The following is a 14286-nucleotide window of genomic DNA, read 5'->3' as shown; positions in this document are numbered from 1 at the left end:
CGCGGGAAATGACCGACCTCTCCAAAATCCGCAACTTTTCGATCATCGCGCATATCGACCACGGGAAGAGCACGCTCGCCGACCGGCTGATCCAGGCGACCGGCGGGCTGACCGAGCGGGAGATGAGCGAGCAGGTGCTCGACAATATGGATATCGAGCGCGAGCGCGGGATCACCATCAAGGCGCAGACCGTGCGGCTCAACTATACGGCCAAGAATGGCGAGACCTATGAGCTCAGCCTCATGGACACGCCCGGCCATGTCGATTTCGCCTATGAGGTCTCCCGTTCCCTCGCCGCCTGCGAAGGCGCGCTGCTGGTGGTCGACGCCGCGCAGGGCGTGGAGGCGCAGACGCTCGCCAATGTCTACCAGTCGATCGAGCATGATCACGAGATCGTGCCGGTCATCAACAAGATCGACCTCCCCGCCGCCGAACCCGAGCGCGTGAAGGAGGAGATCGAGGAGATTATCGGCATCCCCGCCACCGGCCCCTGGCAGGAGGGCGGCGCCGTGCTCGCCAGCGCGAAAACCGGCGAGGGCATCGAGGATATCCTCGAAGCGCTGGTCGCCCGCATCCCGCCGCCGACCGGCGACCGCGACGCGCCGCTCAAGGCGATGCTCGTCGACAGCTGGTACGATCCCTATCTCGGCGTCGTCATCCTCGTCCGCGTGATCGACGGCGTCCTCAAAAAAGGGCTCGCGATCAAGTTCATGCAGAACGGCACCCAGCATCTGGTGGACCGGGTCGGCTGCATGCGCCCCAAGATCGAGCAGCTGGAAGAGCTCGGCCCCGGCGAAATCGGCTTCATCACCGCGCAGATCAAGGAAGTCGCGGATACCGCGGTCGGCGATACCATCACCACGGTGAAGAACCCCGCCGCCAAGGCGCTGCCCGGCTACAAGGAAGTCCAGTCGGTCGTGTTCTGCGGCCTGTTCCCCGCCGACGCCGCGGATTTCGAGAAATTGCGCGAAAGCATCGCGAAACTCCGCCTCAACGATGCCAGCTTCACCTTCGAGATGGAAACCAGCGCGGCGCTCGGCCAGGGCTTCCGCGCCGGCTTTCTGGGCCTGCTGCACCTCGAAATCATCCAGGAGCGGCTGACGCGCGAGTACGATCTCGACCTGATCACCACCGCGCCCAGCGTCGTCTACAAGATCCATCTTTCGAAGGGCGAGACGATCGAACTCCACAACCCGGCCGACATGCCGGACGTGACGCAGATCGCCAGCATCGACGAACCCTGGATCAAGGCGACGATCTACGTCCCCGACGAATATCTGGGGCCCATCCTCAAACTGTGCCAGGACCGGCGCGGCATCCAGAAGCAGCTCACCTATGTCGCGGGCCGCGCGCAGATCATCTACGAACTGCCGCTCAACGAGGTGGTGTTCGATTTCTACGACCGGCTGAAGAGCATCTCGCGCGGCTATGCGAGCTTCGACTATGAGCCGATCGGCCACCGCGAGGGCGATCTCGTCAAGATGGAGATCATGGTCAACGGCGATCCGGTCGACGCGCTCAGCATGATCGTCAACCGCGACGCCGCCGAAACCCGCGGCCGCCATATGTGCGAGCGCCTCAAAGACCTGATCCCGCGCCACCTGTTCAAGATCCCGATCCAGGCCGCGATCGGCGGCAAGATCATCGCCCGCGAAACCATCGGCGCAATGCGCAAGGACGTGACCGCGAAATGCTATGGCGGCGATATTTCCCGCAAGAAGAAGCTGCTGGAGAAGCAGAAGAAGGGCAAGGCGAAGATGCGGGAGTACGGCAATGTCAGTATTCCGCAGGAGGCGTTTATTGCGGCGCTGAAGATGGGGGAGGAGTAGGCGCCAATATTTACTTGGGCGCAACCGAGCTTGCAAAGATCTTTAAGTACCTTACGGTCGTACATCGGGGCTACCGATGCTTGACCAGACATTTTCTGCACAAAACTTCCGTCGAATTTACGATGTCGAGAATCGGCGAGGCCGCAATGTTGATCGCGCCTTTTTCCCGGATCTTGTCGACGCTAGCGCGCGCATCACCGCTGCGTCAGCCGCCATCCGCGTAGCACGGAGAACAAACTCAACAGCATCGCCTGACGCATTGAATTTGATCGTTCAACCGCTGCGCGAAAGACTCCGCTTGGCGAGAGAAAACAGGGAAGATCTGGTCGAGGCGAGAATGGAGGAAGTGGCGCAAGCCATCCTCTCAGATTATCAAATTCAACTTGAGTCGCGTATCGGTCCAAAAGGCACAGCGCTGTTTACACTGCCATCCGATCCCCGAGCCTATTTTATTGGCAAGCAAATCCAAAGAAACATTAGCCGACTTTATAAGCTCCAAGCCGGTAATCGAAGAGCAATAATTAGCCAAGTTTATGATGCTCTAAACAATTCTTTTTCACACTTTTGTATACGCGCCGATGTCACGGCTTTCTACGACAATATAAACAGACAAACATTGATATCAGAGATAGACTCAGATCAGCTACTTAGCCACGGATCGAAGAGATATATAAAGCAGGCCCTATCGTCGTATGGTAGTTTAGCCAATTCCGCCACGGGAATACCAAGAGGTTTAGGGGTTAGCGCGTTTTTGTCCGAGCTATACATGCGCTCGATCGACGAGAAGATTCGACAGCTCCCGCGCGTCATATTTTATGCCCGATACGTTGATGACATGATCATCATTTTTGCACGCACTGCTGGTGATGACACCGCATCTTACGTTGATGAAATTTCGGACATTCTGACCGAAAAGCACCTGACATTGAATGCTACAAAGACACGCGCAGGGTCGACCGGACCGGGTCTTGCCTTTCAATTTGACTACCTTGGGTATCACTTCTCTGTGTCCGGTGGGCGCTGTGAGGTGACAATCGGATCTCAAAAGCTCGCAAGATATCGGAGCAGGATTGATCGTGCCTTCGCCGCCTACTATCGCCAGGCCGTATACGATCAGAAGGGAGCTGCCCGGCTCCTTTCGGCGAGAATCAAATTTATGACCAGCAACACGAGACTTATTAACAACAAACGTCACGCATACACGGGCATCTATTTCAACAACTCTCATCTAACGAGTTGGGCTCAACTCAATGGACTGGACGCCTACCTCGCGCATAAGGTTTCGCTCTTGCAAAGCGCCGCGCTTCAAGATCGCATTGATGAATTTTCTTTCGTCCGCGGATTCATCGAGCGTCGATTTGCAAGATACAATACGCGGACATTGGCCACGATTGTGGAAGCGTGGCGCTATGAAGCGTAAACGGGAGCGGCTTCATTCCAGGCGGCAGCGACCGATCCTCTCGGACACGCTGCCCTTTGAGCTTCCCGCCTCGTTTAGTAACCGGCATATCTTCGAGTTGCTCCGCGCCCATGATGTGCAGATTATAGGGAATGTAATTCGCTGGGAATGCAGCGACGACCGAATCGACGATGCGATCTATATTCTCACAGGCATTGATCGTTCGACTGTCGTCAATTCCTCACACGAAACCAAGTTCGGCAAGGTTCGAACATATCGAAATCTTGAATTTTCGAACGTTGATACTGTCAAAGAGCCGTTTGCCTTTGAAATCTGTCACCGAGAGGCCGAATCGCGCAAACTTTCAATTCCGCATCCGTTTAGTCAGATTCTCGTTGCAAACTTCTATAACGATTACTCAGATAGCATAATATATTATGCAAGACGAAGTCCGTTTTCTATTCGACATCCCGATTCCATTGCAAGATATTCGAATCATCGTGACCGTATGCATGAGCGGTTGCTCGCGAAACAAGAAAATTTTGAAGAAGTCGGAAAAGAATACGATCAAATTGGCTCATTCTTTGCTTATCGCATCGTAAATAATGTTTTCAAGTTCTTTGAGTCTTTTAGATACCATAGAGCCGAGAAGCGTTTCGATGCAATGATGCAGGCCGACGTCTCTAAGTGTTTCGATAGCATTTATACACATTCCCTGCCTTGGGCGGTGCTTGGTAAGCGCCCCGTGAAGGACGATCTCAAGGGGTCTCTATCGACGTTTCCGGCAATGTTTGACAAGTTAATGCAAAATCTCAATCATGCCGAAACAAATGGAATTATAATCGGCCCCGAGTTCTGCCGTATTTTCGCAGAAATTATTCTTCAATCGGTTGATGTTGAAGTCGAGAAAGAGCTCCGAATCGCTCACGGACTCTTGCATCGACATGACTACGAAATTTTCCGTTATGTCGATGACTATTATATATTCTTCAATTCAGACGTGGATTGTGAAGTGATAATCGACGTTATCGGTCATCACCTTTCAGGCGTTAAACTTAGCCTTAACAGATCCAAGACAAAACTCTATGAAAAACCAGTCATAACCGAAATCACGATCGCGAAGAGTGCGATTAGTGATCTAATTTCAAAAAGTGTTTCCTCAGACTTTAAGTTGGTCGAAGACGAACAGGAACATGAGGAGCCAGTATACGAGTTTGTCTCGAATGCGCGGAGCCGCGAACTGATCATTGGATACAAGACGATCCTGAAATCGGCATCGGTGTCGTATCCGGAGGTCGGTAATTACACCTTTGCGCTTCTTGAATCTACGATAGACCGCCTGCTTGCCGACTTCGTTCGCTCCAGCGAAGGCCATCGATCTGAGCAACGCCTGATCGATACAATTGAGAACATTCTGGAATTTGCATTTTTCATTTACGCTGCAGCACCACGCGTGAACTTGTCTATCCGGTTGGCCCGCATAGTTTCGGTGGTGTCCAGGGCATTGCGTAGAGTGCGAATTGCGCTTGAACTCAGACATCATGTTTTTAAATATGCTCACGACAATATCGTTCATCAGCTTCGTAAAAATCAGGTCTCGAACTATAGAGAAGTTGAGACACTCTATCTTTTAACCGCTTTGGGAGAACTAGGTCGAGAATATTGGCTTGACGAGGATTCTCTGTGCCAACATCTTAATATTAGCAAAGACAAGACAGGTCTATTGTGCAGAGAGCAGCCGCTTACTCATCTTACGATAACGGTTACTCTGCTTTATGTTAGGCGTCGCACGAAGTACAATAAATTGCGGAGATTCCTCATTGAGGAAATCGCGAGAGTTCTCACCGATAAGGCGGCATACGCGCGTCAAGACACTGAAGTAGTTCTCATTTTTCTCGATGCCATCGCTTGTCCCTATATTGACGACGCCGAAAAAAGCACATTTGCAGCCACTTTCGGCCTGACTGCGGGTGAGCTGGCCAAGCTGAGCGCAGTCTCTAAAAATTGGTTCACTACTTGGTCTGGCTTTAATCTGTCAAAGGAACTGGACGCCAAGCGCTATCGAGACGTATACTGAGCTTAGCGCTCCGTCCAAACCTAATGGCTGTTGGCAGCCCACACACCAGCGCTCGCCTAAGGGCCGTTCGCGCGGCACGAGGGCCCGAAGTCGGTAGGGGCGGGCCGGCTTCACCGCTACTCTCTCTCCTCGTACTCCGCGATTAGCCGCTTCAGCTTCGCGCAGATCACATGTTCGGGGTCGCCTTTGTGGACCATGTACCAGCCTTCCTCTCACATGCGGGCGAGGTGCCCTGATTACGGTGACAGTGCACTAATAGCTCGCCGTCCGCTCGATCAAATCCAGCGCCGCCTTCGGGTTCGCATCGACCATCCCCAACAGCGTCCACGCCGGGGCGCCGGGATGGCGCCGGTCCTGTTACCCCATCCCCTTCAACTCCGCGAGCGCGCGTTTCTCGGATCGCCCCAATCCTATTCCCTGTCCTACAGCCCCCGCCTTGTGGCATACTCCCCGCCATGCGCCGCGTCCTCGCCTTTACGCCAGCCTGTGCCGCCCTTCTTCGCCAAGAAAACACCCCTCCCCGCGCGCCTCGCCCAAATCCTATTTGCGCCGCCGAAAAGGTCACACCCGTTTTTCCGAGTTTCGCGGATTTCCGGGATTTGCGCCGCGTCGCACCCCCACAACTACCCCCGTTCCGTGTCAACCGGTGTCAGCCGGGACGGGCGAGGCACCGCGCGGCTATTTCATCGCGTTGGTGATCGTGTTGAAGATATTGCCGAGGTTCAGCCCCAGGGTCGTGAAGGCGATGATCGCGGCGAGGCTGATCAGCGCGGCGATCAGGCCATATTCGATCGCCGTCGCGCCCTTTTCGTTTCGCCAGAGGCCGGCGCGGGCCCTGCCGCGACGAAGAATTGCCCGAAACCGTATCGCCATGATCCGCCTCCCCCTGCTGCTCCGCGGCCAAGGCTAGGGCGGCGGGGATTGACGGGCGGTAAAGGATCGCGCCGGAACGGACCCAGTTGTTTATCAGAACGTTGCTTGCGGGAAACTCTGACGAACTACGCCTTCACGCTCTCGCGCTTGCCTACGCGTTCATACCAGGCGGCGATGTTCCTGAGTTCCGGGTTGAGCGGCTGGCCGACGGTCTCGCCAAAGGCCAGGAAGGCGTAGAGCAGGATATCGGCGAGGGTGAAGCGGTTCCCGGCGATATAGTCGCGGGTCGCGAGCTGCGTGTCGAGAAAGGCGAGCTTGTCCTGCGCGCAGGCTTTCAGCCCGTCGGCGGCTTCGGGGATGCAGCGCGTGCGGCTCTCGAACAGCGGCAGGCCTTCGGCGAAGCGGAAGCCGTTGGCGAGCGGCTCGACGATGTTGAGATCGGCCCAGCGGGTCCAGCGGCGGGTTTGCGCGCGCTCCTCGGGGCTCGATCCGATCAGGCTGTCGCCGGGATGGCTTTCGTCGAGATATTCGCAGATCGCGGTGATCTCGGTGACGATATCGCCATTGTCGAGCTCCAGCGCGGGCATCTGGCCGGCCGGGTTGGTGGAGAGATAGGGCTGGGCGCGGTTGTCGCCGGCGCGCAGGTCCACCTCCTCCATCGGCATCTCGATGCCGCGCTCGGCCATGAAGATGCGCACGACATGCGGGTTGGGGCCGATCGAATTGTAGAGTTTCATGGGGCGGGTTCCTTCTCCGGGTGCATGGGTTCGCGCCACCATGGCGAAATCGCCGCGCGACGCAATGGCCCTAGAAGATCGCGAACAGGACGACGAAGCAGAGCCCCGACAGCGCCGCGGCGGCCGGCAGGGTGATCACCCAGGCGAGCGCGATCGGCTTCATCAGGCCCCAATTGGTCTGGTTGTTGACGAGGCCGATGCCGAGCACCGCGCCGATCAGGATGTGCGTGCTGGATACCGGCAGGCCGAAGGTGGACGCGCCCATCACCACGGCGGCGGCGGCAAGCTCCGCGGAAAAGCCCGAGGCCGGATGCATGGTGGTGAGGTTGTGGCCGACGGTCGCGATCACTTCCTTGCCGATGAACCACAGGCCGACGATCAGCGCGACGCCGAAGGTGATCATCGCGGCCGGCGGCACCGCGGCCGATGCGCCGATCTCTCCGGTCCGCAGCACATCGAGGATCGCCGCGAACGGGCCGATGGCGTTGGCGATGTCGTTGGAACCGTGGCTGAAGGCGAAGCCCGACGCGGTAAACACCTGCATCCAGCTGAACATGAGAAAGGTGGAGCGATCGAGCGAGGCGCCTTTCAGGGTGCGCGCGAAGATATAGGTGGCCATCCACACGCCGGCGGCGACCATGCCCATGATCAGGTAATTGTTGAGCGTGGTGAGCCCCAGATCCATATGCTTGAGCCCCTTGAAGAGCAGCATCGCGGAGATGATCGCGGCGCCCAGCGCGGCGATCAGCGGGACCCAGGTTTCCAGCGCCTTGTGCGCGGCGACGCTTTCCTTCTTGAGATTGATGTCGTTGAGCTTCTTGTAATAGTCCGATTCCAGATCGTCGGGCGTGAAATCCTCTTCGCGCAGCGCCTGCGCATCGCGCACCATCGTGTTGGTATAGGCGATCTGCTGGATCTCGCTCAGCCGCTCGAACGCCGTCTTGTGTTCCTCGTTCAGCTGTTTGCGCTCGGTCTTGATCACCTTCAGATCGTCTTTGACGCGTTCATTATACTGCAGGATGTGCTTCTTGATCTGGTGGAACAGCGCATAGGAGGCGAGGCCGCCGAGCACCGGCGAGAGTATCCAGGATATCGCGATCGTGCCGACCTTGTCCCACTGGACCAGCGCCATCGCCGTCTCGCTGCCGCTCAGCATGATGCCGAGCGCGATCGAGCTGCCAACGATACCGCCGATGATCGAATGGGTGGTGGAGACCGGCCAGCCGCGCTTGCTGGCGAACAGCAGCCAGAGCGCCGCGGCAAGCAAGGCCGACATCATGATATAGACGAACTGCATCGGCTCCACGGCGACGCCGGAAAGATCGACGATGCCGCTGCGGATCGTGTCGGTCACTTCGCCGCCCGCGATCACCGCGCCACTGACCTCGAAGATCGCGGCGATCAACAGCGCCTGCTTGATCGTCAGAGTGCCGGCGCCGACGCTGGTGCCGAAGGAATTGGCGACATCGTTGCCGCCGATATTGAAGGCCATGAACACGCCGAAAATCGTCGCCAGGACGAACAGCAACACGTGATTGTGGTTGGTATAATCCAGCCCCCAGAACAGGAAATAGCCGGTCATCGCGACGAGCAGAAAGCCGAAGGCCAGGCTGGTGCCGGAAATGCTGAACGGGCTGAAAGGGGCGGCGGACGGAGGGAGGGCGGATTCGCTGTTGGCCATGAGTCGCCTTTCGCTGTGCTGGTCCGCCAGCGGTAATCCGAGTCTGTAACAGCTGGATGTCAGCCCGATGTCGGGTTGGCGACGATCGCAACGGCGGACTGTCGCATTAGTGACCCCAAATCTTCCTTCCGGCGTAAGCTGACCAACCTATGCAATGCCGCGCCGGACAGATCGGGGAGGTGGCACGGCGAGAAAGGTGGGCCAGGCACATGTCATCGATTTGTAACAGGAATGTCATAGGGCCGCCCCAACTTCTTCGCTGGAGCTTCACTGAAATGAAACAATCCGCTTTGCTGCTGTCGGCCTGTGCCGCGGCAATGCTTGTCGCCACCCCGGCGCTCGCCGAAGAGGTGCCCCCGGAAGTCACCGCCGAGCTGCAGGAACTGCGCGCCCGCGTCTCCGCGCTGGAAGCGCTCGTCCAGCAATTGACGGGCACCCAGGCGGAAGTCGCGCAGCAGGCCGCCCAAGCGGCCACCACCGCCCAGGCGGCGCAGGCGACGGCGACCGAGACCGCCGAAGCCGTAGCCGCCGCGCCGCAAGTCTCGTTCGGCGCCGCAGCGCGCGCCCAGTCTTCGTCCGGCTGGAGCTTCCAGCCGTTCGGCCGTCTCCAGTACGATGTCGCCAATGTCGACGGGCCTTCGGGCTATAGCGATGCCCGGCTCGGCTTCGGAAGCGAGCTACGGCGCGGCCGGATCGGCGTGCAGGGCGATATTCCGGGCGGATTCGGCTACAAGCTTGAACTCGATTTTGCCGATAACGACGTCGCGATCACCGATGCGATCATCACCTATGACGCGGGCGGCGGGTTCGAGATCACCGCCGGCCAGCATAATAATTTCCAGTCGCTCGAAGAACTGACATCGAGCCGCTTCACGAGCTTCATGGAACGGGCGGCCTTTACCGACGCGTTCGGTTTCGAACGCCGCGTCGGCCTGTCGGTCGGCTATGCGCGGGGCGATATCCGCTTCAACGCCGGCGCCTTTACCGACGATATCGACGCGCTGACCGACAGTTCGGACAGCGCCTATAGCGTCGATGCGCGGCTCGTCTATTCGCCCGAAATCGGCGGCGCCCAGCTGCACTTCGGCGGCTCCGCCCATTGGCGCGACCTGCAATCGACCGGCAACGATATCCGCTATCGCCAGCGCCCGGCCGTCCACACGACCGATACGCGTTTCATCTCGACGCCGAACCTGATCGTCGAGGAGGAAACCGGTTTCGGGTTGGAAACGGCGGTGATCAGCGGGCGCTTCCACGCGGTCGCCGAGGGCCATTGGCTGACGGCGGATGTGCTCGGGGCGGACAACCCCACTTTCTTCGGCAGCTATGCCGAGGTCGGCTTCTTCCTTACGCCCGGCGATACACGCGGCTATAGCGGCGGCCGGTTCAACCGCACCCGCCCGGCGCGCCCGCTGGACGAAGGCGGGATCGGCGCGGTGCAGATCAACGCGCGCTACGACTATCTCGACCTGACCGATGCTGGCATCATCGGCGGCGAGCAGAATCTCTACGGACTTTCGCTGATCTGGACGCCGATCGATCATGCCAGGCTGTCGATCAACTACAGCCATATCGAATATGATGACGCGGCGATCGCCGCCGGGCTCGACACCAATTACGGCGTCGACGTTATCGGCGCGCGCGGCGAACTGGACTTCTAGACGGGATTTCGGGGCGGAGGGGCCGCGGCTAGGCCGCGAGCCTGTCTGGCCCGGTATCGCGGATGCGCGGCTGCTCGCCGGTCGCCATATAGGAAACCATCTCGGCGATGTTGGTTGCCTGGTCGCCGATCCGCTCCAGATGCTTGCTGACGAACAGCAGGTGCGCGGCCTGGCTGATCTGATCCGGGCTCTCGATCATGAATTCGATCAGCATCGCGGTCAACGCCTCGTGCATATCGTCGACCGCATCGTCGCGCACGCACACCTCATTGGCGAGCGCGACATCGGCTTCGGCATAGGCCTTGACGACATCGCTCAGCATCGCCTGCGCCGCATCGTTCATCTCGCCGATCACCATGCGCAGCTTTTTGGGAAATTTGGCGGTGATGCTCGGCACCCGGCGCGCGATATTCTTCGCATAATCGGCCGTGCGCTCCAGCAGCGCGGCGATCTTGATCGCTGACACCAGCACGCGCAGATCGTCCGCCATCGGCGCGCGGCGCGCAATGATGTTGACGGCCGCGGCTTCGACCTCGGCGGCCAGCCGGTCGGTTTCGCGGTCGGCCGTTACGACCTGGCGGGCAAGCGCCTGATCGCGATTCTCAAGCGCGGAAATCGCATCGGTCATGGCCAGCGACGTGCGCCAGCCAAGCTCCAATATATTGGCCCGCAATGCCTCCAACTCATCGTCGAAAGCGGTGACCGTGTGTTTTGCATCGCCATTCATGACGTCCGCTCCAATATCCAAATCACGCAACAATTATGACACTTATGTTACAACAATGTGTGAATCAGCGCAATGCGCATGTTTCGCATAGAGAAAAGGCCGGACAATCGCTTGCCCGGCCTCCTCTTAAAGCATTGTATGGAAACCTAGTTTTCAAAATCCGCAGCGGTGAGCGGCGTCATCGCTTCGGCGATCGCGGCATAGCGTTCGCGAACATCTTCCGGATTGGCGATCATGCCTTCGCCGACAAGATATCCGTCCGGGCCCCAGGCCGAAACATACTCCGCCACGAATTCGCGAAGCCCGCGAATGGCGTCCAGATGGTTACCCTTGATATAGATGAAGAGCGGCCGTGCACCCGGATATTCAAAGCTGGCGATGGATTCATAGGTCGGCGCGACGCCGTCCACCGGAACGCCGACGACCTGGCCCTCATTCTCTTCCAGATAGCTATAGCCGAGCAAGCCGAGATAACCGGGATTCTGATTGACCCGCTGGATGATGAGATTGTCGTTCTCGCCCGCTTCGATAAACGCCTGATCCTCGCGGATCGATGTGCAGACCTCGTCCTTACGCTCCTCGTCCATTTCTTCGACGGCGGGGTTGGTAGCGCAGCCGGTTTCCATGATCAGCTCGATGAACGCATCGCGGGTGCCGCTCGTCGAGGGCGGGCCGTAGACGCGGATCGGCACATTGGGCAGCGAGGGATCGATGTCCGTCCAGGTCTCGGCAGTCTGTGCCTCGCCCCAAGGTTCGGCAGCGAGCGCCTGATAGATCTGGGCGCGGGTCAGCGAAAAGCTCGGCCCGTCGGGCGCGGCGACCACCGCGAGTCCGTCGATGCCGACCTGCAGTTCGATGATATTGTCCACGCCATTTGCCTGGCAATTTTCGAACTCGGTAACCTTCATTCGCCGCGACGCGTTGGCGATATCGGGATGCTCGGTTCCGACACCGCTGCAGAACAGCTCCATGCCGCCACCGGTGCCCGTCGATTCGACGACCGGCGAACCGAAATCGGGGTTGTTGCGGGCAAAATTCTCAGCCACCGCGCGGGTGAAGGGATAGACGGTCGAACTGCCGACCACCTTGATGGCGCGCACGCCGTCTCCGCCGCCGCCACCTCCGCAAGCCGCCAGGGTAACGGCCGCGGCCGCCAACAGTCCAAAGATAGGAGTGCGCACATGATCCTCCATGATTGTGTGCAGATGGGCCATGCTTCGTCCATAGCGACCCTTGAAGCGCCTCATGCGACATCTATGTGACACTATGGTTACAACGATGCCGCGATGTGCGCGGCGCATAGGACGGTCGGCGCAAACCTGCGCTTCCCGCACCCCGGGAAATCTACTAGATACACGCGATGGCGCTCGAAGATCTCAGGTCCAAACCCTTTTTTGGCGACAAGAACCGCGCCTTCTGGGTGCTCCAATCAGTTGGCTGGTCGGGCTATTTCATCCTACGATCGCTCGGCGGCATTGCCAACAATATGGGTCCGTTGTTCATCGTGCCCGCCGCAATCGCGACGGCAACCGGATATTGCCTGACACTGATCATGGCGGTGATCTTCCGCCAGCTCATCACGCGCACGCCGCGTCTGACCTGGGGTGGATCGGTGTTTGTGGTGCTGCTCGCCTCGGCGGTCTTCTCCTTTATCGAGGTTTGGGCGTTCACTGCATTCTACCGGGGCGGAGAGATGCCTTCCGGCCTCCAGTTTTTCGGCGCAATCCTGCTCGATTTCACCCTCCTCGTCGCCTGGTCCGGCCTCTATTACGGCATCAACTTCTATATCCTGATCGAGGAGCAGAACGATCAGTTGCTGCGCCTGGAAACCCAGTCCTCGAACGCGCAGCTCGCGATGCTGCGCTACCAGCTCAACCCGCATTTCCTGTTCAACACGCTGAATTCGATTTCGACCCTGGTGCTGCTGAAACAGACAGAACGGGCCAATGCGATGCTTTCCCGCCTGTCCTCCTTCCTGCGCTACACCCTCGCCAACGAGCCAACGGCGCGGGTGCCGCTGAGCCAGGAAATCGAAACGCTGAAACTCTATCTGGAGATTGAACGGATGCGCTTCGAAGACCGGCTGCGCCCCGAATTCGACATCGATCCCCGGGTCACGCGCGCGCGCCTGCCATCACTGTTGCTGCAACCGCTCGTGGAAAATGCTATCAAATACGCGGTGACGCCGCAGGAGGAAGGCGCGGAAATCCGTATTTCGGCGCAACAGGTCGGAAATCGGGTGCAGATCGCCGTGTCCGACACCGGGCCGGGCTTGCATGGAGCGCCCAGCAGGCGTCAGGATTCAACCGGCGTCGGGCTGACCAATATCAAGGACCGGTTGGCCCAGGCATTCGGGGAGGACCAAAGATTTGAAATCCAGGAGAACGACGAAGGGGGCTTTCGCGTTCTGATTGAGATTCCGCTGCAAACAGAACAGGCAAAGGAAGCCGCATGACCATTCGCGCTATCATCGTCGACGACGAGCCCCTCGCCATCCAGGGCCTCCAGCTGCGGCTGGAACCCCATGACGATGTCGAGATCATCGATACCTGTACCAACGGCCGCGAGGCGATCCGTTCGGTAAAGACCCACAAGCCCGATCTTGTTTTCCTCGACATCCAGATGCCCGGCTTCGACGGCTTTTCGGTCGTTCAGGGGCTGATGGACGTGGAGCCCCCGCTCTTCGTCTTCGTCACCGCCTATTCCGACCATGCGATCCGCGCCTTCGAGGCGCAGGCGGTCGACTATCTGATGAAGCCGGTCGAGGAAGACCGGCTCTCCGACACGCTGGCCCGGGTGCGCGAACGGCTGGCCGAGAAGAATAGCGGAGAGGAAATCGCGCGGCTAAAGGAAGTGCTCGCCGAAGTCGCCCCCGAAGCCGCCGAGGAAATGGCCGCCGAGGGCGAGGCGCCGGCAGCCAGCCGCTACGAGAAGCTGCTCAACGTCAAGGATCGCGGCCAGATCTTCCGCGTCGATATCAGCAGCATCGAACGCATCGATGCGGCCGGCGACTATATGTGCATTTATACCGGCGACAATACGCTGATCCTGCGCGAGACGATGAAGGATCTCGAAAAGCGGCTCGATCCGCGCACCTTCCAGCGCGTTCACCGTTCGACGATCGTCAATCTCGATCAGGTGCGCCAGGTGAAGCCGCACACCAACGGCGAATGCTTCCTGGTGCTGGAAAGCGGCGCGCAGGTGAAGGTGAGCCGCAGCTATCGCGATGTCGTGGCGCGGTTCGTCCATTAGCACGGAGTGATTTGCCTCTAGCGTCGGCCTCCCGCTTCGTCCGACGCGTT

General features: G+C 58.9%; 11 protein-coding genes. 6 read left to right on the top strand and 5 right to left on the bottom strand.

Annotation, left to right across the window (positions count from 1 at the left end; all coding sequences use genetic code 11):
• Positions 1 to 8: 8 nt before the first annotated feature.
• The 3 genes from lepA to drt3b all read left to right on the top strand — a co-directional run bounded on the left by lepA (position 9) and on the right by drt3b (position 5305).
• On the top strand, positions 9 to 1829 hold the full coding sequence (gene lepA, locus H6P80_RS03950; RefSeq protein ID WP_185800024.1) for a translation elongation factor 4: 1821 nt from the start codon (positions 9 to 11) through the stop codon (positions 1827 to 1829).
• Between the two features lie 76 nt (positions 1830 to 1905).
• On the top strand, positions 1906 to 3249 hold the full coding sequence (drt3a, locus tag H6P80_RS03945) for an antiviral reverse transcriptase Drt3a (RefSeq protein WP_185800023.1): 1344 nt from the start codon (positions 1906 to 1908) through the stop codon (positions 3247 to 3249).
• Positions 3239 to 5305, top strand: coding sequence for an antiviral reverse transcriptase Drt3b (gene drt3b / locus H6P80_RS03940; RefSeq protein ID WP_185800022.1), 2067 nt, complete (start codon positions 3239 to 3241; stop codon positions 5303 to 5305). The genes drt3a and drt3b overlap by 11 nt, the downstream gene beginning before the upstream one ends.
• Positions 5306 to 5983: 678 nt before the next feature.
• Here drt3b and H6P80_RS03935 read toward each other — a convergent pair.
• The 3 genes from H6P80_RS03935 to H6P80_RS03925 all read right to left on the bottom strand — a co-directional run bounded on the left by H6P80_RS03935 (position 5984) and on the right by H6P80_RS03925 (position 8596).
• Positions 5984 to 6178 carry a Flp family type IVb pilin gene (locus H6P80_RS03935; protein WP_185800021.1) on the bottom strand — a complete coding sequence of 65 codons (195 nt, stop codon included), beginning with the start codon at positions 6176 to 6178 and terminating at the stop codon, positions 5984 to 5986.
• Between the two features lie 125 nt (positions 6179 to 6303).
• A complete protein-coding gene (locus H6P80_RS03930) occupies positions 6304 to 6915 on the bottom strand; it encodes a glutathione S-transferase family protein (RefSeq protein WP_185800020.1) in 612 nt (203 codons plus the stop codon).
• A gap of 70 nt (positions 6916 to 6985) precedes the next feature.
• Positions 6986 to 8596: an inorganic phosphate transporter gene (locus tag H6P80_RS03925; protein WP_185800019.1), complete on the bottom strand. Its 1611-nt coding sequence runs from the start codon at positions 8594 to 8596 to the stop codon at positions 6986 to 6988.
• A gap of 275 nt (positions 8597 to 8871) precedes the next feature.
• On the opposite strand from H6P80_RS03925, the gene H6P80_RS03920 reads away from it, so the two are divergent.
• Positions 8872 to 10257, top strand: a complete 1386-nt coding sequence (locus tag H6P80_RS03920; RefSeq protein WP_185800018.1) for an OprO/OprP family phosphate-selective porin — start codon at positions 8872 to 8874, stop codon at positions 10255 to 10257.
• 28 nt (positions 10258 to 10285) lie between these two features.
• Here H6P80_RS03920 and phoU read toward each other — a convergent pair whose 3' ends face one another.
• Both phoU and H6P80_RS03910 read right to left on the bottom strand, forming a co-directional pair.
• Entirely contained in the window at positions 10286 to 10984 is a 699-nt protein-coding gene (phoU, locus tag H6P80_RS03915) for a phosphate signaling complex protein PhoU (RefSeq protein WP_185800017.1), read from the bottom strand.
• A gap of 146 nt (positions 10985 to 11130) precedes the next feature.
• On the bottom strand, positions 11131 to 12165 hold the full coding sequence (locus H6P80_RS03910) for a substrate-binding domain-containing protein (protein WP_328804927.1): 1035 nt from the start codon (positions 12163 to 12165) through the stop codon (positions 11131 to 11133).
• 179 nt (positions 12166 to 12344) lie between these two features.
• Between H6P80_RS03910 and H6P80_RS03905 the strand changes: the two genes are divergently transcribed.
• Together H6P80_RS03905 and H6P80_RS03900 are read left to right on the top strand one after the other, a co-directional pair.
• Complete coding sequence (locus tag H6P80_RS03905) at positions 12345 to 13439, top strand: sensor histidine kinase (RefSeq protein WP_185800016.1); 1095 nt, start codon at positions 12345 to 12347, stop codon at positions 13437 to 13439.
• The gene (locus H6P80_RS03900; RefSeq protein WP_185800015.1) at positions 13436 to 14236 is read left to right on the top strand and encodes a LytR/AlgR family response regulator transcription factor; all 801 of its coding nucleotides are present in this window, start codon (positions 13436 to 13438) and stop codon (positions 14234 to 14236) included. Before H6P80_RS03905 ends, H6P80_RS03900 begins: the two co-directional genes overlap by 4 nt.
• Positions 14237 to 14286 lie beyond the last annotated feature (50 nt).

This window comes from Parasphingopyxis marina (assembly GCF_014237875.1).
GTDB classification, from domain to species: domain Bacteria; phylum Pseudomonadota; class Alphaproteobacteria; order Sphingomonadales; family Sphingomonadaceae; genus Parasphingopyxis; species Parasphingopyxis marina.
The sequence above is the reverse complement of the archived record's forward strand: the minus strand, read 5'-3'. Positions and strand labels throughout refer to the sequence as shown.